16 protein-coding genes and 1 pseudogene are annotated in these 20068 nt (G+C 69.3%); 4 read left to right on the top strand and 13 right to left on the bottom strand.

Going from position 1 to position 20068, the window contains the following annotated elements; translation table 11 throughout:
• Positions 1-56 precede the first annotated feature (56 nt).
• Positions 57-1358, bottom strand: a complete 1302-nt coding sequence (locus E4A48_RS20225) for a hypothetical protein (protein WP_142743059.1) — start codon at positions 1356-1358, stop codon at positions 57-59.
• A gap of 217 nt (positions 1359-1575) precedes the next feature.
• On the opposite strand from E4A48_RS20225, the gene E4A48_RS20220 reads away from it, so the two are divergent.
• A complete protein-coding gene (locus E4A48_RS20220) occupies positions 1576-2466 on the top strand; it encodes a TIGR01777 family oxidoreductase (RefSeq protein WP_142743058.1) in 891 nt (296 codons plus the stop codon).
• A gap of 280 nt (positions 2467-2746) precedes the next feature.
• Here E4A48_RS20220 and E4A48_RS20215 read toward each other — a convergent pair whose 3' ends face one another.
• The 4 genes from E4A48_RS20215 to E4A48_RS20200 all read right to left on the bottom strand — a co-directional run bounded on the left by E4A48_RS20215 (position 2747) and on the right by E4A48_RS20200 (position 6871).
• A complete protein-coding gene (locus E4A48_RS20215; RefSeq protein WP_142743057.1) occupies positions 2747-3115 on the bottom strand; it encodes a glycine zipper 2TM domain-containing protein in 369 nt (122 codons plus the stop codon).
• Positions 3116-3257: 142 nt separating this feature from the next.
• Positions 3258-3947, bottom strand: a complete 690-nt coding sequence (locus E4A48_RS20210; RefSeq protein WP_142743056.1) for a DUF2242 domain-containing protein — start codon at positions 3945-3947, stop codon at positions 3258-3260.
• 378 nt (positions 3948-4325) lie between these two features.
• The gene (locus tag E4A48_RS20205) at positions 4326-5750 is read right to left on the bottom strand and encodes a nicotinate phosphoribosyltransferase (protein WP_039006047.1); all 1425 of its coding nucleotides are present in this window, start codon (positions 5748-5750) and stop codon (positions 4326-4328) included.
• 65 nt (positions 5751-5815) lie between these two features.
• The gene (locus E4A48_RS20200; protein ID WP_142743055.1) at positions 5816-6871 is read right to left on the bottom strand and encodes a bifunctional nicotinamide-nucleotide adenylyltransferase/Nudix hydroxylase; all 1056 of its coding nucleotides are present in this window, start codon (positions 6869-6871) and stop codon (positions 5816-5818) included.
• Between the two features lie 233 nt (positions 6872-7104).
• Here E4A48_RS20200 and E4A48_RS20195 point away from each other — a divergent pair, with 233 nt between their 5' ends.
• Entirely contained in the window at positions 7105-7983 is an 879-nt protein-coding gene (locus tag E4A48_RS20195) for an endonuclease/exonuclease/phosphatase family protein (RefSeq protein WP_039006050.1), read from the top strand.
• Between the two features lie 25 nt (positions 7984-8008).
• Here the strand turns inward: E4A48_RS20195 and E4A48_RS20190 are convergent.
• Positions 8009-8722: pseudogene (locus E4A48_RS20190) on the bottom strand (LysR family transcriptional regulator).
• 85 nt (positions 8723-8807) lie between these two features.
• Between E4A48_RS20190 and E4A48_RS20185 the strand changes: the two are divergent.
• Entirely contained in the window at positions 8808-9551 is a 744-nt protein-coding gene (locus tag E4A48_RS20185; RefSeq protein WP_260608012.1) for a sulfite exporter TauE/SafE family protein, read from the top strand.
• Between the two features lie 389 nt (positions 9552-9940).
• Here E4A48_RS20185 and E4A48_RS20180 read toward each other — a convergent pair whose 3' ends face one another.
• From E4A48_RS20180 to E4A48_RS20165, 4 genes are all read right to left on the bottom strand, one after another.
• Positions 9941-12118, bottom strand: a complete 2178-nt coding sequence (locus E4A48_RS20180) for a carboxy terminal-processing peptidase (protein ID WP_039006052.1) — start codon at positions 12116-12118, stop codon at positions 9941-9943.
• A gap of 240 nt (positions 12119-12358) precedes the next feature.
• Positions 12359-13369: a lipoyl synthase gene (gene lipA / locus E4A48_RS20175; RefSeq protein WP_142743053.1), complete on the bottom strand. Its 1011-nt coding sequence runs from the start codon at positions 13367-13369 to the stop codon at positions 12359-12361.
• Between the two features lie 22 nt (positions 13370-13391).
• Positions 13392-14078, bottom strand: coding sequence for a lipoyl(octanoyl) transferase LipB (gene lipB, locus E4A48_RS20170; RefSeq protein ID WP_068814062.1), 687 nt, complete (start codon positions 14076-14078; stop codon positions 13392-13394).
• A gap of 14 nt (positions 14079-14092) precedes the next feature.
• Positions 14093-14371: a DUF493 family protein gene (locus tag E4A48_RS20165; protein ID WP_003472346.1), complete on the bottom strand. Its 279-nt coding sequence runs from the start codon at positions 14369-14371 to the stop codon at positions 14093-14095.
• A 288-nt stretch (positions 14372-14659) separates the two neighbouring features.
• On the opposite strand from E4A48_RS20165, the gene E4A48_RS20160 reads away from it, so the two are divergent.
• Complete coding sequence (locus tag E4A48_RS20160; protein WP_142743052.1) at positions 14660-15718, top strand: lipid A deacylase LpxR family protein; 1059 nt, start codon at positions 14660-14662, stop codon at positions 15716-15718.
• A 170-nt stretch (positions 15719-15888) separates the two neighbouring features.
• Here the strand turns inward: E4A48_RS20160 and E4A48_RS20155 are convergent, their stop codons facing one another.
• From E4A48_RS20155 to mltB, 3 genes are all read right to left on the bottom strand, one after another.
• Positions 15889-17097, bottom strand: a complete 1209-nt coding sequence (locus E4A48_RS20155; protein ID WP_142743051.1) for a D-alanyl-D-alanine carboxypeptidase family protein — start codon at positions 17095-17097, stop codon at positions 15889-15891.
• Between the two features lie 193 nt (positions 17098-17290).
• Entirely contained in the window at positions 17291-18769 is a 1479-nt protein-coding gene (locus E4A48_RS20150) for a septal ring lytic transglycosylase RlpA family protein (protein ID WP_142743050.1), read from the bottom strand.
• Positions 18766-19902, bottom strand: coding sequence for a lytic murein transglycosylase B (mltB, locus tag E4A48_RS20145; protein ID WP_039006057.1), 1137 nt, complete (start codon positions 19900-19902; stop codon positions 18766-18768). The genes E4A48_RS20150 and mltB overlap by 4 nt, the downstream gene beginning before the upstream one ends.
• Positions 19903-20068 lie beyond the last annotated feature (166 nt).

Below are 20068 nucleotides of genomic sequence, written 5' to 3'. Positions count from 1 at the left end.
CTCGAAGTGAGGACGGTTAGGGTCGCACGAAGCGTCGTGCCGCGGCTGACGCGCAGCTAAGGCGATCGCGCCTGCGCCGCCTGCGCGCAATCGCGCAACTGCTGGTCGCGCCAACGCCGGTACAAGGTGGTATGCAGGTTGTGCAGGGTCAGCTCGATCGCGAACGGGGTGCGCGGATTGCGGTCCAGCAGGCGCGCCACGTGGTAGCCGATCGGCTTGCTGCCCATGGGGTGCACGTACACCTCGAAGCCGCGGTAGAAGGGATCGTCGAGCAGCGCATCGAGTTGCGTCAGGACACTGCCTTGCGCCGGCGACAGCGTCGCGCGCAGCACCGGATCGCGCTCGAACAACAGTTTCTCGAAACGCTTGCGGCCGGGTCCGCGCAGCGCCTGCGACAGTTCCCAGATGCGTCGGTTGCTGGCGTCGTAGTAGGCCAAGCCGCCATGCCGGCGCAACGCCGCCGCCGCCTCGGCGCCGACCGCCACCACCACGAAGTTCTCCGCCTGGTTGTTGATGTCGTCCAGGTAGCGGCGTTCGAACACATGGGCGATGAAGCCGGGCGCGCCCAGGAAGGCAGCGCCGCCCAATTGCGCGGTCTTGACCGCCTTGCCGTCGGCGAAGAACGCGCCAGCGTACGCGCCGAGCAGGATGCTATCGGTGTCGTGCAGGGTGAGGAAGGTGCCGATCGACAGTTCCCCGGCGCTGAACGCACGATCGAAGCCGGCAGCGCCGTACAGCTCGCGCTGCGTGGCCAGCTGCGCGATCTGCCGGCCGACGCCGCACTCCGAGCGCACGTGGCCGCTGTAGAACGCCTCGATCGCGCGCGCATTGCCCTGCGCCGGACGATAACCGCGGCCGAAGCTGCGGAAGCGCTGCCAGCCCTGCCGGCGCGCGCCGCCCGCGCCGAATCCGATCCAACCCAGCTGCAGCGCGCTGAAGCGGTAGCCGGGGTTGCCTTGCAGATGCATCACCGCACGCTGGGTGGCCGCGCCGAGCAGCAGGAAATAGCCGCATTGCGTGGCCGGCGCCTGCAACAGCGCGCGCAGCGCGTCGCGTCGTTGGGTCTCGCTCCACTGCGCCGGCAACGCCGCCTGCAGATCGCCGTGCGCCTGTGCGTCGGCCAGCGAGCTGCGTGCGCAGGGCGTGCCCGGCAACAGCCGCGGCTGCGCGGCAGGCGTGCTGTCGATGCGCCAGCCGAGTTGGCGCAGCAACGCGGCCAGACAGTCGGCGCTGGCCTGGCCGGCCGGTTCCGGCGCCGCGGCGAGCGCACCGCCGCTGGCCAGTGCCAGTGCCAGCACCAGGCGCGCGGCGAAACCGGGTCGACGCGGCGCTGGCGGGTTCGGAGTCGGGACGGTCATGGCGCGAGCATGGCAGATGCGAAAGAAGGACAGCGGCAGGACGCAAGGCCGCCTGCACAGGTACGGGTGCGGACGCGCAGCGTGACGCGTGCGCGGTGCACGCGCCACGAAGCGGTACGCCTTGGCGATGCGCATGGCGAGCATCGGCATGCGTATTCACTCCACAGCAATGCCGGCCAACCCTACACTGCCGCTCCCCGCTAGCGGAACCAGCGTCATGCATGTGCTCGTCACCGGCGGCACCGGCTTCATCGGCCGCGCCCTCTGCCCCGCCTTGCTTCAGGCCGGCCACCAGGTCACCGTGCTCACGCGCGACGCCGCACGCGCGGCGCGCACGCTGCCCGGCGTGCAGGCGCTGGAAACCCTGCAGGACGCGGCACCGGCGCAGGCGGTGATCAATCTCGCCGGCGAACCGCTCAGCGAAGGCCGCTGGAACGAAACCCGCAAGCGCCGCTTCCGGACCTCACGCATCGGCACCACCCGCACGCTGCTCGACTGGATCGCGCAACTGGACCCGGTGCAACGTCCCGCCTGCCTGCTCTCCGGCTCGGCGATCGGCTACTACGGCGACCGCGGCGACGACCTGCTCGACGAGCGCAGCGCGGCCGGCGCGGATTTTTCCGCGCAGCTGTGCCGCGACTGGGAAACCGAGGCGCTGCATGCGCAGGCGCTGGGCCTGCGGACCAGTCTGGTGCGGACCGGGGTGGTGCTCGGCGGCGACGGCGGCGCGCTGGCGCGGATGCTGCCGCCGTTCCGGCTCGGCCTGGGCGGGCGCATGGGCGACGGCCGGCAATGGATGAGCTGGATCCATCGCGACGATCACGTCGGCCTGTTGCTGTGGCTGCTGCAGCACGGCGGCGACGGCGCCTACAACGCCACCGCACCGACGCCAGCGACCAATGCCGATTTCGCGCAGCAGTTGGGCCAGGCGTTGCACCGGCCGGCGCTGCTGCCGGCGCCGGCAGCAGCGCTGCGCCTGGCCTTCGGCGAGATGGCCGACCTGTTGCTCGGCAGCCAGCGGGTATTGCCGACACGGGCGCAGCAGGAAGGCTATGTGTTTCGTTATCCGGAGTTGGGGCCGGCGCTGCGTGCCCTGGTCGGTCGCTAGCGCATTCTCGATCCCGACCGACGTCACTTGTGGAAGCGACTTCAGTCGCGACGGGCATCCCCGGTAAAGCCCCGTCGCACCTGAAGTCGCTCCCACAAAAAAGCACTATTGCCTGTCGGCCCTAAGCGAGCCACGCGCGGGCGGCGTTGCATCATCATCCCGGCGACCCGCATCCACGCCCGCATGCCGCCGCAACGCAAAACGCCCCGGCGGATGCTGTCCGCCGGGGCGTGCTTGCTTACTTGCCGAGGGCGCCGCGATGGCCGATCGCGGCATGGCCTCAGTAGCGCCTGCAGTCGGTCTCGACGCGACGGTTGCCGTTGGCCTGCTGGCGCTGACCCTGGATATAGCGCCCGGTGGCGCCACCAGCGACCGCACCGCCGACCGTGGCCAGCTTCTTGCCATCGCCCTTGCCGATCTGGTTGCCGAGCAGGCCACCGATCGCTGCGCCGGCCAAGGTGCCGCCGATGCGGTCGGGGTCGGTGTTGTTCTTCTGCAATGCGACCTTCTTGCAGTGCACGCGGGTGCCGTCGTTGAAGCGGCGTCCGGCGTCTTCCGGCCCGTAATGGCGCTGGGCCTGCGCCAGCGGCGCGGCAGTCGTGGCAATGGCGAGGACGCCGAGACACAAAGCGGATTTGAAAGTATTCATGCTGGTTGCTCCTGGGTGGCGGAGCCGATGCCTGTAACAGGCATCGCACTCCCGACGGCGCCACCTTTGCACCGCGATTGGGAATGAATCGTGAAGCGAAATCCCGCTATTCAGCTTCCACAGCGGCGGATGAACGCATACTTCAGCGCGGCGTGGTGCCGTCGCCGACCGCAGCGGCGGCGGCAGGCACGGGCGCGACTTCCGCCACCGGCGTCGGCACTGCTGCCGGTGCCGGCGCCGATACCGCGGCAGCCGGCTCGGGCTTGGCCGCTGCAGCCGGCGGCGGCTGCGGGGGCGCAGCCGGTTTGGCCTTGGGCAGGTACTGCGCCATGAGTTCGAAGAAACGCTTGTAGAAATCGCCGTCCTGCACCGTACTGCTGGCCACGCGCACCAGCGAGTCGTCGCTGCTGCCGACCGGCAGCGACACCGAGCCGAGCACGCCGACGCCGACGCTGGCCGAGGTCGCGCTCTTCTTCAGCGCATAACGGTCCTGCAGCGCGCTGACGAACACCCAGGATTCGTCCTGGCCATGCGCCACGCACGACACGCGCAGTTCCAGCTGCTCGTGCGAATCCTGGTTGGGCTGGAAGTTCTTGGTGCCCTCGACCGCATCGGCGGTAGCCTTGGCCACTACGTAGCCCTGGCTCAGCAGCGCGCGCCGCGCCGATTCGCAGGCCTGGCCCGGCTGTACCGGATAGCTGCGCGAATAGGTGTTGTCTGAATTGAAGGTTTCCTTCACCAGGTTGTCCTGTTTGCGGGCGAAGCAACCGCTCAGGCCGATCGCGACCAGCACGAGCGCGGGAAAGGCGAGGACATTGGAAGAGGCGGACATGGCCATGGACCGGAAGGAAGGAACCGGCCAAGCATAGCCGCAAGCGTGTCGAGACGGCCTTGATGCCGCCGCATGCGCTCATCCCGCGGTTAGCGAGCGCTGCCGGCTGCAGCGACAGGTCCAGCCGCAGCAGGCCGCTGCGGTAGCCGTCGCCGAGCCGCGAGAACTCGCGGAAGATCACCGTGCCCGCACCGCACTGGCGTGCCCAGCGTGGATAGCCGGCATTGCCGCCGTGTGCTGCAGGATGCACACCAGACCGCGACAACGGCGGCGGCCGGCACCCGCCACCAGGTGCGGCATGCCGACACCAGTGCGGGAACAGGGGCGAGGCGCCGCTCAGCGGCGGCGCGCACTCCATGCCGGCATCCCTGCCGACACCTACAGACGCGCGGCGTTCGCGCGCTCGCGCACCTGCGCCAGGCTCCAGTCGTGCAGCAGGCGGCCGTTCTCCCACACCGTGACCATCGCGTCTTCGTAGCCGGCGGGCCGCGCCAGCGCGTCCAGCGATGCCGCCGTGGCCGGCACCGGCTCGGTGCGGTAGCCGCCGTACTCGCGGTGGCGCAGCAGGCTCATGCGGCCGCGCTTGCTGAGCTTGCCCTTGTCGGTGACCGGATCCTTGTAGACGTCGATCCAGGTGCCGTCCACGCGTGCGGCCGAGCACTTCAGCGCGAACTTCTGGGTGTCGCGGTCCAGCCGCTGCAGCAGCGCGCCGCCCATGCCGAAGGCGACGTTGTCGGTGGCGTAGCCGGCGCTGGTGACGCGCTCCAGGATCGCGCGGATGCTGGTCGGGTTGACCCCGTCGCCCTGGATCACGCGCACGTGGTTGAGCACCTTGTAGCCCTTGCCGTTGACGCGGTGGCCGAAGGCCTCGTCGAGCAGTTCCAGGCACTGGTGCACCACCGCCACCGGGTCGCCGGAATCGGGGCGGATCACCACGGTGGCGCCGGAGGCGATCACTTCCTCGCGCAGCGTGGTGCCCCAGTGTTCGCGGATCGCATGGAAGATGTCGTAGCTGTCGGACACCACCGCGACGATGCCGCCGGGTTTGCCGAACTGCTTGAGCATGTTGCGGTATGCGTCCACTTCGCGCGCGCGGCCCCAGCTGGTGATGGTGCTGTGCTCGGCGGCGGGGATCGAATAGCCGGCCATCGGCTCGTGGTAGTGCGCGCGCGCCAGCAGCAATCCGGACACGGTATCGGTGCCGAGGAAGTTGACCAGGTGCGCGGCGCCGCCGATCGCCGCCGACTCCAGGCTGGACACGCCGCGCGCGCCGAAGTCGTGCAGCTTGAACGGCAACTGCCCCTCCGGGTCGTCGCTGGTGCGTTCCAGGAACTGGCGGAGGGTCTGCTTGGCGTGCCAGCTGACCGTGGCCACGGTGACCGGATACCAGATGCGCAGCAGCAGCGTTTCCAGGTACGACGGCACCCAGTAGGCCTGCGCGTCGGTGGACTCGATGGTCATCAGCGCGTTGTGGGTCGGCACCACGCTGCCCTCGGGCACCGCCCGGATGCGGATCGGCAACCGCCCGCCGAGGCGATCGACGATGTCGCGCCAGCCGGCCTCGTTGAACGGCTCGCCGTGCGCGGCGAACAAGTCGCGCGCTTCGTCGATGTCGGCATGCGTGACGGCGCGGCCCAGCGTCTCCTTGAGGATCGATTGCAGGCCGAAGAACACGGTGCGGTCGTAGACGCCGCCGCGCGATTCCACGTAGAAGAACGTGGCATCGGTGCCGGCCGGATATTGCAGCCAATGGCTGGCCTTGTAGCTGTCGGTGTTGAGCAGCAGGTTGTTCAGGCATTGCATGACGGGAAGCTCCTTCGCGTCGAGGAAAGGCCAGCGGTCTGTCCGCCGGCCGGGACAGGCTGCGGTCAACCGCGGCCCAGGAAGAATTCGAGCAGGTGCAGGTGGTCTTCGAACAGTTTCGGCCCCATGCCGAGCACTTCGCTGACCGGGATCCAGCGCGCCTTGTCGGCATCGTCGCCGCCGCGCACCTCGGGCAGTTCGCCGAAGGTGAATTCGAAGTGGAACGCGTGGGTGATGGTGCGCCCGCGCAGGCTGCGCTCGGGGTGGTCGAACACGTGGCGGTTCTTCAGCGAGCCCTTCAGCACCGGCACCGGGATCTTCAGCCGGGTTTCCTCGCGCAGTTCGCGCAGGCAGGCATCGAAGATACTCTCGTGCTGGCCGACGAAGCCGCCCGGCAGCGCCCACAGCCCCTTGCCCGGCGCGGCGCGGCGCCGCACCAGCAGCACATGGCCCGAATGCACCACCACCGCATCGGCGGTGACGAAGGTAGGCGGATACGGTGCCTCCTTCCAGGCCGCGCGGTATTGCTCGATGAACTGGTATTCGGACAGCAGTTCCGCATACGACGGCGAGTTCTTGCGGAACGCCTCGAGCATGTCGAACACCGGCGCCGGCACGTTGCCGCGCAGCATCAGCAGCGCGCCGTGGAAGTCGATACTGCCGGCCTCGAACAGGTAGCGGCGCAGTTCGGTGGCCGACAGGGTTTCGGTATGCTGCACATCGACCAGCGGCCACTGCGGGAACTCGCGCAGGTAATAGCTGCTGGCGTCCTTGTCCATGCCGACCAGGCCGATGCGCGCCTCGGCGCCGCCGCCATCGGCGCGCACCGCCTGGGCCACCGCCGACTGCACCGAGGCGATCCATTGGCTCTCGTTGTACAGGTGGTCGCGCAGCGGGCGCAGGATCAGGCGCTCGCCGGCGCCCTCGAGCGCGGCCTGGATCATGACGTTGCGTTCGGCCACCGTCCACGGATTGCGGATGGTGCGCGGGGTCTCGGCCGAGCCGACCAGGAAGATGAGTTTGTGCGCACGCGCCAGGGCGTGGCGGGCAACGGCGGCGTGGCCGTTGTGGAAGGGCTCGAAGCGCCCGATGAACACCAGATAGTCGTATTCCATGAGCATCCCTCACGGTGATTGGAGTCGCCGCGGGTCTGTCCCTCGGCAGGGCGAAAATGCTACGCCGATGGGCGAAGGCGTCAAGTGCTGCGCCGATGCACGGCGGGCGGTTTCCGCCGCGCGCGGCGTGCGCCAATGCAAGCGTCCTGGCGCTGCGTGCGCGACACGGCAGGCGACTGGATGACGGTCACATCGGCATGCCAGCATTGGCACGATCCCTCGCCACCAGAGCTGTCGCCATGTCCAAATTGCTGTTCTCCCCGCGTTCGCTTGGATTGCTGCTGTTGCTCGCACTGGGCGCCGTGCTCGCCCCGGCGCAGGCGCGCGCCGCAGCGCACGACGCGCCGGCCACGCTCAAGGTGATGAGCTTCAACGTGCGCGTGCCGGTCGATAGCGACGGCGACAAGCGCTGGGAGATCCGCCGCAGCGCGATGGCGGCGCTGATCCGCGCGCAGCATCCGGATGTGTTCGGCACCCAGGAGCTGGTCAAGCGGCAGGCCGATTACCTGGCCGCGCAACTGCCCGACTACCGCTGGTTCGGGCGCAGCCGCGACAGCAGCGAGGACGGCGAGCGCATGGGCGTGTTCTACGACAGCCGCCGGCTGAAACTGCTGGAATCGGGCGATTTCTGGCTGTCGGACACGCCGGCGGTGGTGGGCAGCATCAGCTGGGGCCACCCGCTGCCGCGGATGGTGAACTGGGGGCTGTTCGAGCGCGTCGCCGACGGGCGCCGTTTCTATCTGTTCGACACCCATCTGCCGTATCGCGACGAGGACGAAACGGCACGCGCCAAGGGCGCCGCGCTGATCCTCTCACGCCTGCAGGCCTTGCCGGCCGACGTTCCGGTGGTAGTCACCGGCGACTTCAACACCGCGCCGGATTCGCCGACCTACCGCACCCTGGTCCCGGCGCTGGCCGACGCGCGCAAGCAGGCGCCGCACGCGCAGGGACCGGAAGCGACCTTCCACGATTTCACCGGCCATCCCGACCGGCGCATCGACTGGATCCTGTCGCGCGGACTGCGCGCCACCCATTTCGCCACGCTTGATGGGCGCCCGCAGGGACATTGGCCATCGGACCACTTCCCGGTGGAAGCCGAGTTCGCCTGGCCGCAGTGAGGTGCATCGCTTGCGCGCGTGGGAGTCATCCCGCGCCGGCAGCCGCTGCAGCGTCGGCATGCGCACACAGCCAGTCCAGCACCTGACGCACTGCCGGCGCCGGTGCGGGTGCGGGCCGCTACACGATCGACAACTGCCGCGCCGCCCACGGCTCCTGCAACGGCACCGCGACCAGCTGTTCGCGCCCGCTGACCCGGGCCAGCGCGGCCTGCGGCAGGATCGCCACGCCGGCGCCGCGCGCCAGCATCCGGCACAGCGGCTCGATGCCGTGCACGTGGGCACGGATGCGCAGCAGGCCGCCGGCGCGCGCGGCCTGCGTGCGCAGGTGCTGTTGCAGCGCGCTGTCGTCGGCCAGGCCGAGGAATTGCGCCTGCCATAGCTGCGCCAGGCGCAGCTGCGGCGCGCGCGCCAGCGGATGCGTGGCCGCCGCCACCAGCACCCGCCGGTTTTGCCGGAACGCCTGCGCGTGCAGACCGGCCAGGTCGGCATTGCCGGCTCACCGCCAGGTCGGCACGCTCCTCGCGCAGCGCATCGGCCGCCGCGGCGCGGCGCCAGCCGCGGTCAGGCTCACGCCGCGGCGGCCGCGCGCGAACAGTGCCGCCCCGACCTGCAGTTCCAGCGCGCGGATGCGCGCGCTGGCTGCGGCCAGCGACAACGCGGCCCGTTCCGCGCCGCCGGTGATGCTGCCGGCCTCGGCCACCGCCACGCACAGCCGCAAATCGATGAAATCCAGGTGCAGCGCCGCTCCAGCCTTCGTCGCTGCCGAAGTCTGCCTGAAGCGATTGCGCATTGTCCGGCGCCGCTGCATGGCCGATGCTGCAGGCATGCAATCGCTCATCCCGCATCTGCTGCCGATCGCCGCCGTGTTCTGCCTGGCCGGCCTGGTCAAAGGCGTCGCCGGCACCGGCCTGCCGACGGTGGCGATGGGCTTGCTGGGGCTGTGGCTGGCGCCTCCCGAGGCGGCCGCGCTGCTGGTATTGCCGTCGCTACTGACCAACCTGCAGCAGGCCTGGGGCGACGGCGCGGTGGCGTTGCTGCAACGGCTGTGGCCATTGCTGGCGACGCTGGTGATCGGCACCTGGCTCAGCGCCGGCATCCTGGTCGGCGCCGATCCGGCGCTGGCGCGCGGCGGACTCGGCGGCTTGCTGGCGCTGTATGCGCTGCTCGGGCTGAGCCGTTGGCAAGGCCGGCTGCCGCCACGGCACCAACCGTGGGCGGGGCCGGCGGCCGGATTGGCGACCGGCCTGCTGACCGGCGCCACCGGCGCGTTCGTGCTGCCGGCCCTGCCCTATCTGGTCGCGCTCGGCCTGCCGCGGGAGACGTTGATGCGCGCGCTGGGCTACTGCTTCTTCACCGCCACGCTGGCGCTCGCCACTGCGCTGGCCTGGCACGGCGCGTTTGCGCGTGACGCGCTCGGTCCTTCGCTGCTGGCGCTACTGCCGACCGCGCTGGGCATGTGGCTGGGCACGCGCCTGCGCCAGCATATTTCCGCCGAGGCGTTCCGCCGGGTGTTCTTCCTGACCTTGCTGGTGTTGGGTATGCATCAGCTGTGGCAGGCGCTGGGCTAGCGCAGCGTTCGATCCAGCTGATCCGCACTTGTAGGAGCAACTGTCTTCAGCCGCGACGAGCGCAGTGGTGAATGTTCCGAACGGGCATGCAGTCGGGACTGCAGTCGCGACGAGCGCAGCGGCGGGCCTTCCGGCTTCGGACGTTGTCGCGGCTGAAGCCACTACAAAGAGCCTGTCGGGCCGCCTGAGGGCCCGAGGCAACCTGAGGCCGTCCTGCAGTGCGATCGCCGGTACCGTGACTGGCCGCTGGCTGCGACACAGCGTTCAGAACCGGGAGCACAGAACGCAAGAGATGGCGCGCATCGCCACGCGAACGCCGAACGAAAAACGCGCCACCGCTGGGCGATGGCGCGTTCGTGTTCGTGTTCGCGCGGCGATGGAGCGCAGGCTCAGTCGGCCCAGCGCCCCGGGCCGGTGGACTGCGGCAGCACCTGCACCGACAGCGGGTGGTCCTTTTCCAGCAGGTTCAGCGCATCGGCCAGGATCGAGGCCGACTCGCGCAGCAGCGGATCTGGGCGCTTGTCGACCAGCTTCTCGCGCGCGGCGTCCTTGATGATGTCGCGCTCGTTGCCAGTCAGGCCGTCGTCGCTGCTGTCGTCGGCGAGCGGGTCCAGCGGCAGGCCAAGCTGCTTGCGCATTTCCTGGCGCTGCTTGCGCTGCACGTCCTGCTTCTCGCGCTCGGCGCGGCGCTCGGCCTCGTTGAGCACCACGTACTTCTTCGCCGCTTCGGTGCGGAACTGCTGCACGTCCTCTTCCCACCACTGGAATTCCTTGTCGCTGGCGATGCGGCTGGCGTGCAGCGTCTCCAGCTTCGGCAGCAGCGGCGCGAAATTGCCGTACTGGGTGTGCGGCACCGCGGCAATGCGGGTCCACGGCAAGGCGTTGGGGTAGGTGCTCTCGCCGAACTCGGTGGCATCGACGCTGGCCGGGAACGCGATGTCCGGCACCACGCCCTTGTGCTGGGTGCTGCTGCCGCTGACCCGGAAGAACTGGGCGATGGTCAGCTTGACCTGGCCGAAGCGGTCGCTCTGGTTGGCCGGCCACCGGTCCAGATCGACGATGTTCTGCACCGTGCCCTTGCCGAAGCTGGTCTCGCCGATGATCAGGCCACGGCCGTAGTCCTGGATGGCGCCGGCGAAGATCTCCGACGCCGAAGCCGAACCGCGGTTGATCAGCACGGCCAGCGGGCCGTCCCAGGCCACGCCCGGGTTCTGGTCGCTGTTGACGGTGACGCGGCCGCCGGATTCGCGCACCTGCACCACCGGACCCTGCTCGATGAACAGGCCGGTCAGTTCGATCGCCTCGTCCAGCGAACCGCCGCCGTTGTTGCGCAGGTCCAGCACCACGCCGTCGAGCTTGTCGGTCTTGAAACCGGCAAGCAGCTTGGCCACGTCGCGGGTCGCCGAGGCGTAATCGCTGGCGTTGCGGCGGCGGCCCTCGAAGTCCTGGTAGAACGCCGGCAGCTTGATCACGCCGACGCGCCGCGCCGGCTCGCCGTCCTTCGCCGGCAGGGTGATGGTCTCGCCCTTGGCGGCCTGTTCGGCCAGACGCACCTTCTGCCGGGTCAGCAGCAACTGGCGGTGCTTGCCGTCCACGCCGGCCTCGGCCGGGATGTACTCCAGGCGTACCTGGGTATCCTTGTCGCCGCGGATCTTGGCCACCACGTCGTCGATGCGCCAGCCGATCACGTCCTCGACCTGGCCGGCCTTGCCCTGGCCGACGCCGACGATGCGGTCGCCCGGCTTCAGCGTGCCGTCCACCGCGGCCGGGCCGCCGGGGATGACCTCGCGGATCACCACCATGTCGTCCTGCTTCTGCAGCTGCGCGCCGATGCCTTCCAGCGACAGCGACATCTGCTGGTTGAAGTTCTCGGCGGTGCGCGGGGTGAAGTAGTCGGTGTGCGGATCGACGGTGTTGGTGTAGGCGTTCATGAAGAACTGGAACACGTCCTCGCTCTTCAGCTCCTTCACCGAATCGGCGAGGTTGGCGTAGCGCTTGTCCAGGGTCTTGCGGATGTCCTCGGACTTCTTGCCGGCCAGCTTGAGCCGCAGCCAGTCGTTCATCACCGACTTGCGCCACAGCTCGTCAAGCTCCTGGTCATCCTTGGGCCACGACACGTCCTTGCGGTCGTACTCGAACTTCTCGCTGCCGTTGAAATCGAAGTCCTGCTTGAGCAGCTTGCGCGCGTAGCCGATGCGCTCGTCCACGCGCTGCCGGTATACGGCAAATACCTGGAACGCCGGCTCCAGCTGGCCGGAAGCGATATTGCTGCCAAGGTTGGCCTGGAACGCGGCGAACTTGTCCACGTCGACCTGGGTGAAGAACTGCTTGCTGCCGTCCAACGTCTCCAGGTACTTCTTGAAGACTTCCTTCGAGGTCGCTTCGTCCAGCGCGCGCGGCCGGTAGGCATAGCGGCTGTCGGAGAGCAGCCCGTACACCAGCTTGGCGGTGGTTGACTGGTCGGCGGTCGAGGCCGCCGGCAGCGCCGGCGCATCGGTGCGGGCGAACAGCGCCAACGGCGTGGTCAGCGCGAACGCCAGCAGGAAGACGGAAGCTTTGAATTTCATCTACGTACTCTCGGCACGAGGCCGTCAGGGGGGCTGCAGATCGCGTGAGACAACACGACAGTGCCGCAAGTTGCAGGCCGTGTCACCTGTTCCTGAACCAGACTAGCCGGGGCTAGGTAGCGAAATGTGAATGGCGCCGGTGCAGGCACTGCGGGCGGGCGTGGCGGCCGCCACGGCGGGCGTCCTGGACGAGCGCCAGGACGCGACGGGCGGCGCCGGAAGCAGTGCCGCAAAGCGAACTCAGGCCGCCACGCCGGCGCCGGCAGCCTGCCGATCGGCGTGATACGACGAGCGCACCATCGGCCCGGAGGCGACGTGGCTGAAGCCCAGCGCGTTGCCGTACTCCTCCAGCGCCGTGTACTCCTCCGGCGTCCAGTAGCGCATCACCGGGTGGTGGTGCGCGGTCGGCTGCAGGTACTGGCCGATGGTGACCATGTCCACGGCGTGCGCGCGCAGGTCGCGCAGCGTGGCCTGCACCTGCGCCATGGTCTCGCCCAGGCCGAGCATGATCCCGGACTTGGTGGCGATGGACGGGTGCTGCGCCTTGAACTTCTGCAGCAGGGTCAGCGACCACTGGTAGTCGGCGCCGGGACGCACGTTCGGGTACAGGTCCGGCACGGTCTCGATGTTGTGGTTGAACACGTCCGGCGGATTGGTCGCCAGGATCTCCAGCGCGCGGTCCATGCGGCCCTTGCCGCGGAAGTCCGGGGTCAGGATCTCGATGCGGGTGGCCGGCGCGGCGGCGCGGATCGCGCCGATGCAGTCGGCGAAGTGCTGGGCACCGCCGTCGCGCAGGTCGTCGCGATCGACGCTGGTCACCACCACGTAGCGCAGGCCCATGTCGGCCACGGTCTGCGCCAGGCTGGCCGGCTCGCCCGCATCCGGCGGCTTGGGCCGGCCGTGGGCGACATCGCAAAACGAGCAACGGCGGGTGCAGACCTCGCCCAGGATCATGAAGGTGGCGGTGCCGTGGCTGAAGCACTCGTGGATGTTCGGGCAGCTGGCTTCTTCGCAGACCGTGACCAGGCGGTTCTCGCGCAGCTTTGCCTTGAGGGTCTGCACCGCGTTGCCGGACGGGATCCGCACCCGGATCCACGATGGTTTGCGCAGCACCGGCGCGTCGGCGAACTGCACCGGCGAGCGGTTGATCTTGTCCCCGCCCAGCTGTTTGACGCCGGCCTGCAGCGGCGCGGACGCGCTGTCGCCGGAAAGGACCTGCAAGGGGATGGAGCGTGCGCTGGGCTGGGTCATGGCGTCGTCGGCGGGCAGGCGGTCAGGCGGCGTGCGTGAGCGTGAGGTCGGGCAGGGCGTCGAGCGGCTGCAGGGTCAGACCGAACTGGCACGCCAGTTGGGCCAGCAGCACCGGTTTGACGGCCTGCATACCGGAAGGACCGCCCAAGTCTAGCACCGAGGTCACCTGCAAGCCCTGGTAGCCACAGGGGTTGATCCGGTGGAACGGCTCCAGATCCATGGCCACGTTGAACGACAGGCCGTGGAAGGTGCAGCCGCGCCGCACGCGGATGCCGAGCGCGGCGACCTTGGCCGCGCCGACGTAGACCCCGGGCGCGCCGTCGCGGCGCTGGCCGAGGATGTTCCATTCGTCCAGCGTGTCGATGATGGCCTGCTCGATCCGGCACACGTAGTCGCGCACCCCGATCTTCAGCCGGCGCAGGTCCAGTAGCGGATACACCACCAACTGGCCGGGGCCGTGGTAGGTGACCTGGCCGCCGCGGTCCACGTGCAGCACCGGGATTTCACCGGGCGCCAGCACGTGTTCGGGCTTGCCGGCCTGGCCGAGGGTGAACACCGGTTCGTGCTCGACTACCCACAGTTCGTCCGCATCGGCTTCCGCGCGTGTATCGGTGAAGCGCTGCATCGCCCGCCACACCGGCTCATAGGGCTGGCGGCCGAGATCGCGGACCCGGCACGGCGGCAGCGTAGGCGTCGGCTCCGGCGGCAGTACCGCGGCGCCGGCTACAGCGTCCACTTCACTTCCGGATGCTCGCGCAGCGCCAGGTGCGCGGCGTCGTAGTGGGCACGGTCGGCAGCGCGGAAGGCAATCCGCACCGACACGTACTTGCCGTTGGACGAATGCTTCCAGCTGATGCGCTCTTCCAGCACATCCACCCCGGCCTGGGCAAGCAGGCGCGGCAGTTCGGTCTCCAGCCCGGTGTTGGCGGTGCCCATCGCGCTGAGCTCGAAGACGCCGGGGAATTGGAAGCCGTGTTCGAGGTTGTCCGAGGTGATGTCCATGGCTGCATTATCGGGCCGGCGCCGGGCAAACCCAAGGCCGCTACGCGCCGGCAGGCGGTGCACCGGCGTTGGCGGCAGCCGCGTCGTGTCACCGCGCGCGCGCTGCCGGCAAGCGATGCAAACAGGATGCCAATAGGACGAAGCGATACGGCGACATGGCTTTCGCGCCGCGCCACCACGGCCTAGGCTCGCTGTTGCACTTTCATGAACGCAGGCTTCACGGGACGCGCGCATCCGGCCCGCTAGCGTCGCTCCACCTATCCCTTTCCGCCCCTAGGGACACCGCCCATGCCGCCATCGCGCCTGCCTCTCGCCTTCGCCCTGCTGCTCGCCATCGCCGCGCTGCCAGCCGCCGCCGCCGACCGTTGCGCCGGCGGCACGCTGCAGGACACGCCGCCGACGGTGAACTTCCGCGTCGACAACGACCTGTTCGGCGGAGCCGACCAGGACCAGGGCTATAGCAACGGGTTCGGCATGACCCTGGTATCGCCGAACCTGGTCGACTACACCGACGATCCCTGCCTGCCGCGGCTGGCGCGCACGCTCAACCGCTACCTGGAACGCCTGCATCCGGGCCAGTTCGAGCAGCAGAACATGGTCTTCAGCTTCGGCCAGGCCATTTTCACCCCGACCGACAAGACCCGCCGCGACCTGATCGAGGACGACCGTCCCTATGTCGGCATCCTGGCGGTGATCTTCGGTTACAACGCGCGCAACCAGGACCGCCTGCGCACCACCCAATTGACCCTGGGCATGATCGGCCCGTCGGCGCAGGGCAAGCAGGTACAGGACGCAATACACGACGCGCTCGGCGACGAGAAGTTCCTCGGTTGGGACAACCAGCTGCACGACGAACCGGTGTTCCGCCTGGTGCACGAACGCATGCACCGCTGGCCCGGCGACGCGGCGGTCAACGCCGACGGCTGGGGGTGGGATGCGATCAGCCACTGGGGCGGCGCGCTCGGCACCCTGCAGACCCACGCCAACGCCGGCGGCGAACTGCGCTTCGGCTGGAAACTGCCGGACGACTTCGGCAGCTCGCCGCTGCGCCCGGCCGGCGAGAACACCGCCCCGCCGCGCTACGGCCTGGGCCGCGGCTGGTCGGCGCACCTGTTTCTGACCAGCGATGCGCGCTGGGTGCTGCGCGACATCACCCTGGACGGCAACACCTTCCGCGACAGCCACAGCGTAAACAAACGCCCCTTCGTCGGCCAAGCCGGCTTCGGCCTGGCGCTGATGCGCGGCAACTGGAAGTTCGCCCTGACGCGCTACTGGAGCACCCGCGAATTCGACCTGCAGCAGCAGACGCCGGTGTTCGGCAGCTTCACCATCAGTCGGCGGCTTTGAAGCGCCGGGATTGAGGAGCCGGGAATCGGGAATGGGAAAAGCGGGTTTCCCGTATCCCAACCAACAAACTCAGCTGTGAGATCGCCGCAGCAACGGGCGAATGCAGCAACGCCTCTCCCTATTATCCATTCCCCCCAAAAAAAAGCCGGCGTAAGCCGGCTTTTTTCAACTCACTCGGCTTCCCACCACATCCAGAAGCTGTCCCACAGGCGCTTGAAGAAGCCGGCCTCCTCGACCGCCTTCAGCGCGACCAGCGGCGCTTGCGCGATCACCTTGCCGTCCAGCGAGACCTTCACCGTGCCGATCGCCTGGCCCTGCTTGATCGGCGCTTCCAGGGTCTTGGGCACGTCGATCGACGGCTTCAGTTCGTTGTAGCGGCCGCGCGGCACGCCGACCAGCAGCGGCTGCGCCACGCCCAGCAGCACTTCCTTCTCGGTGCCCTTCCACACGCGCTGCTGCGCGACCTGCTTGCCCGACTCGTACAGGCGGTGGGTCTCGTAGAAACGGAAGCCCCAATTCAGCAGGGCCAGGCTGTCCTCGGCGCGCTGCTTCTCGGAGCTGTCGCCCATCACCACTGCGATCAGGCGCTGGTCGCCACGCTGCGCCGAGCTGAGCAGGCAGTAGCCGGCCTCGGAGGTGTGGCCGGTCTTGATGCCATCCACGCTGGGGTCGCGCCACAGCAGCAGGTTGCGGTTCTGCTGGGTGATGTCGCCGACCTTGAATTCCTTGATCTTGTTGTAGGCGTAGGTTTCCGGATAGTCGCGCACCATCGCCCGGCCGAGCAGCGCCAGGTCGTAGGCGGTGGTGTAGTGGCCTTCGGCGGACAGACCGTGGGCGTTGACGAAGTGCGAGCCGGTCATGCCGAGCTTGGCCGCGTAGTTGTTCATCAGCGACGCGAAGGCTTCCTCGCTGCCGGCGGCGTGTTCGGCCAGCGCGATCGCCGCGTCGTTGCCGGACTGGATCGCCATGCCCTTTTCCATGTCCTCCAGGCGCGCGGTCTGGTTGACCGGGAAGCCGCTGTAGCTGCCGTCGGTGCCGGCGCCGCCTTCGCGCCAGGCGCGCTCGCTGAGCATGACCTGGTCGTCGCGCTTGATCTTGCCCAGCTTCAGTTCGGCGGCGATCACGTAAGAGGTCATCACCTTGGTGATGCTGGCCGGGGCCACCCGCACATGCGCGTTCTCGCCGGCCAGCACCTGGCCGGTGGCGTAGTCCATCAACACCCAGGACTTGGACACGGCCGGCTTGGGCGCCGGCGGGATCGCCACGGTAGCGGGCGCGGTGGCGGCGGCAGGCGATGCCGGCACCGGGCCGGGGGTCTGCGCGGAAACCAGGCCCACGGCGAAGGTGGCCACGGCGGCGACGGCGAAGCGGAATTTCATCTAAAACGACTCCTGGCAGGCCCTAGGGCCGATGGTAAACGAGGCATTGTAGGGCTAGCCGGCGCCGAGCCAGCTACGGCGGCGGCATAGACGGGAGGGAGCGTTAAGCCATCGGTGCTGGAGCGGCACGCGCACCTGGCGACGGCGGGCGCGCGAGGGCGCCAGCGACAGGCGTGCGGGTTCGCCGCGCGCCTCAGTCCTTGACGATCTGCGGACGGCCGAAGCCGAGGCCGGCGATGCGGCTGGCCAGCTCGGTGGCGCGGCCATGGTCCTGGGCGGCGACCCGCAGCCGCCACAGCGTGCGCCCGCCGGATACGATGTCGCTGACGCTGGCGCCGACGATGCCGGCCGAGGCCAGCTGCGACAGCGCGCGGTTGGCGTTTTCGCGGCTGGCGAAGCTGGCCACCTGCAACAGGATCCCGAGCGGACCGCGCGCCGCGGCGTTGTCGGCGGCGGCGCGGGTCGCCGACACGACCGGCGCGGCTGGAGCGGGGGCCGCGGCCGCGACGGTCGTGGCGGTGGCTGCCGGCGTGGCGGTGGCGGTGGCGGTGGCGGCGGTGGTGGCGCGTCGCGTCGGCGCCGGCGCAGCGGCCACGGTCGCAGCGACCTTGGTCGGCTTGCCGGTGGCCACGCGCACGCCGCGCGATTTCATCCAGTCGTCGAAATGGTCGGCGTTGGCCGCGGTGTCGGCATCGGCCAGCACCCGGTAGCGCCAGCGCTCGCCTTCCGGCAAGGCGGCGGCGGCCGCTGTCGCGCTGGTGGCGCTGGGTGCGGCGGTGCTGGACGCAGCGGCGCTCCGTGCCGGCACGCTGGCCGCTGCGACTAAGGGGGCCGACTTGGCCGGCAAGGCCTTGACCAAGTTGTCCATATCGGTGGCGCGCCGCGCCGCGGCGGACTGCGCCGCGCTGCCCGCTCTCGCCGCACTGGCCAGCGCGATGCCGGCCGCGACCTGCTTGCCGGTGCGCCGCGATGCGAGCAGGTTGCCGTTGTCGGCCGGGGTCAGCCCGCGCACCTCGACCCGGCCGGTGCCCTTGCCGGTGATGCCGAGCTTGACCGCCGCCGCATAGCTGAGGTCGATGACTCGGTCGTCGTGGAACGGGCCGCGGTCGTTGATCCGCACCACCACCGATTCGCCGTTGTCCAGATTGGTGACCAGGGCGAAGCTGGGCAGCGGCAGGGTCTTGTGCGCGGCGGTGAACGCGTACATGTCGTAGACCTCGCGGTTGGAGGTCAGGCGGCCATGGAACTTGCTACCGTAGTACGAGGCGGTGCCACGTTCGACGTAGCTGTGCGGGTCGTCGATGATGGTGTATTCGCGGCCCAGCACCATGTACGGCGAGCGGTTGCCGACCGCCGAGCGCGGCTCGTCGGTGACCATGGGCTCGGGGATGCAGGCCACGTTGGGCACGTAGTCCGGGGTTCTGTCGCTGACGCCGGGCGCGTACAGGCCACCGGCGGTGTAGTTGCCGCGGGTGGACGGATCTTCCTTGGCCGGCGCGTACGGCGAGGTGGACGGGCAGCCGGTGGCGACATGCGCCGGGCCGCGGCCTTCCACCCTGACCCCGGACACCGCGGCAGCGCTGCCGGCGGTCTTCTTCGGGGCGCTGCTGCAGGCGGCCAGCGCCAGCAGCGCGACGACGGGGACGATCCGGAGCAGCGCGTTCGGGTTCATGCCGGGGGTAACTCCTTGCCGGCGATGGCCTGGGACAATTGGTACACGGCCATCGCGTACATCTTGGAACCGTTGTAACGGGTGATCGCGTAGTAGTTCTGGAAGCCCAGCCAGTACTGCTTGCCGGCGCTGCCGTCGAGCGTGAGCGGGGTGGCGCTGGCGCCGGCCGGGACCGCTGCGGACGGCTGGTAGCCGCGCGCGGCCAGGTCGGCCAGCGTGTAGCTCGGGGTCCAGTCGGTCGGATTGAGTTCCTCGGCGCCCGGACGCAGCGTGGCCGGCACCGCCACCACGCCGTCGCGGACCCAGCCGCCCTTCTTGACGAAGTAGTTGGCGATCGAGGAGAACAGGTCGTTGTAGTCGGTGAACAGGTTGCGCTTGCCGTCGCCATCGCCATCCACCGCGAACTGGCGGTAGCTGGACGGCATGAACTGGCCCATGCCCATCGCGCCGGCATAACTGCCGATCAGCGTGGTGATGTCCATGTTCTCTTCGCGGCCGAGCGCGAACAGCTGGCCGAGTTCGCCGCGGAAGTACAGTTCGCGGCGCACCTCGCGTTCGAGCATGGCCGGATCGCCGCTGCGCGGATAGCGGAACGCCAGCGTGTACAGCGCGTCGAGCGCGCGGTACTTGCCGGCGTTCTTGCCATAGCTGGTCTCCACGCCGATGATCGCGACGATGATTTCGGCCGGCACGCCGGTGCGCGCCTGCACCCGCATCAGTTCCTCGCGGTGCGTGGCCAGGAACGCGCGGCCGCCGTCGATCCGCGCCTGGCTGATGAACATCGGCCGGTATTCGTTCCACGGCTTGACCCGCTCGGCCGGGCGCGACATCGCCGCCACGATCGCGTCATTGAACTGCGCCTTTGCCAGGGTGGCCTCGATCTGCACCGGATCCAGGCCGTACTTGGCCGCGGTATCGCGGACGAAGTTGGCGCGGGCGACCTCGAACGGTACAGGGGTCAGATCGACCGGCGGCGCGGGCGCCGCTTCGGGCGCCGCCTCCGCCGGCGGCGCCGTGCGCGGCACGGCCTGCGGCAGCGCATTGGCCTGCGGCGGCGATGGCGGAGACTTGGGCTGGGTCGCGCATGCGACCAGGCCAAGGGTGATCAGGCAAATCAGCGAGCGTCGAATCATGCCGGCAGGTTAACAGAGTCCAGATGAATTTCCACCAATAACGCCATGAAACAAAAGAACTTTGCTCCAAGTCACGCGGACTGCCGTATTCATCCGGCCCGGGCGGCAGCCAGCCGCCAAGCGATGTGGCCCGCGGTGGCAGCGCCCATCGCGGTGGGCACAAACC

It is taken from the genome of Xanthomonas translucens pv. cerealis (genome assembly GCF_006838285.1).
GTDB classification, from domain to species: Bacteria; Pseudomonadota; Gammaproteobacteria; order Xanthomonadales; family Xanthomonadaceae; genus Xanthomonas_A; species Xanthomonas_A cerealis.
Note: the sequence above shows the minus strand (reverse complement) of the source record. Positions and strands in the feature narration are given on the sequence as shown.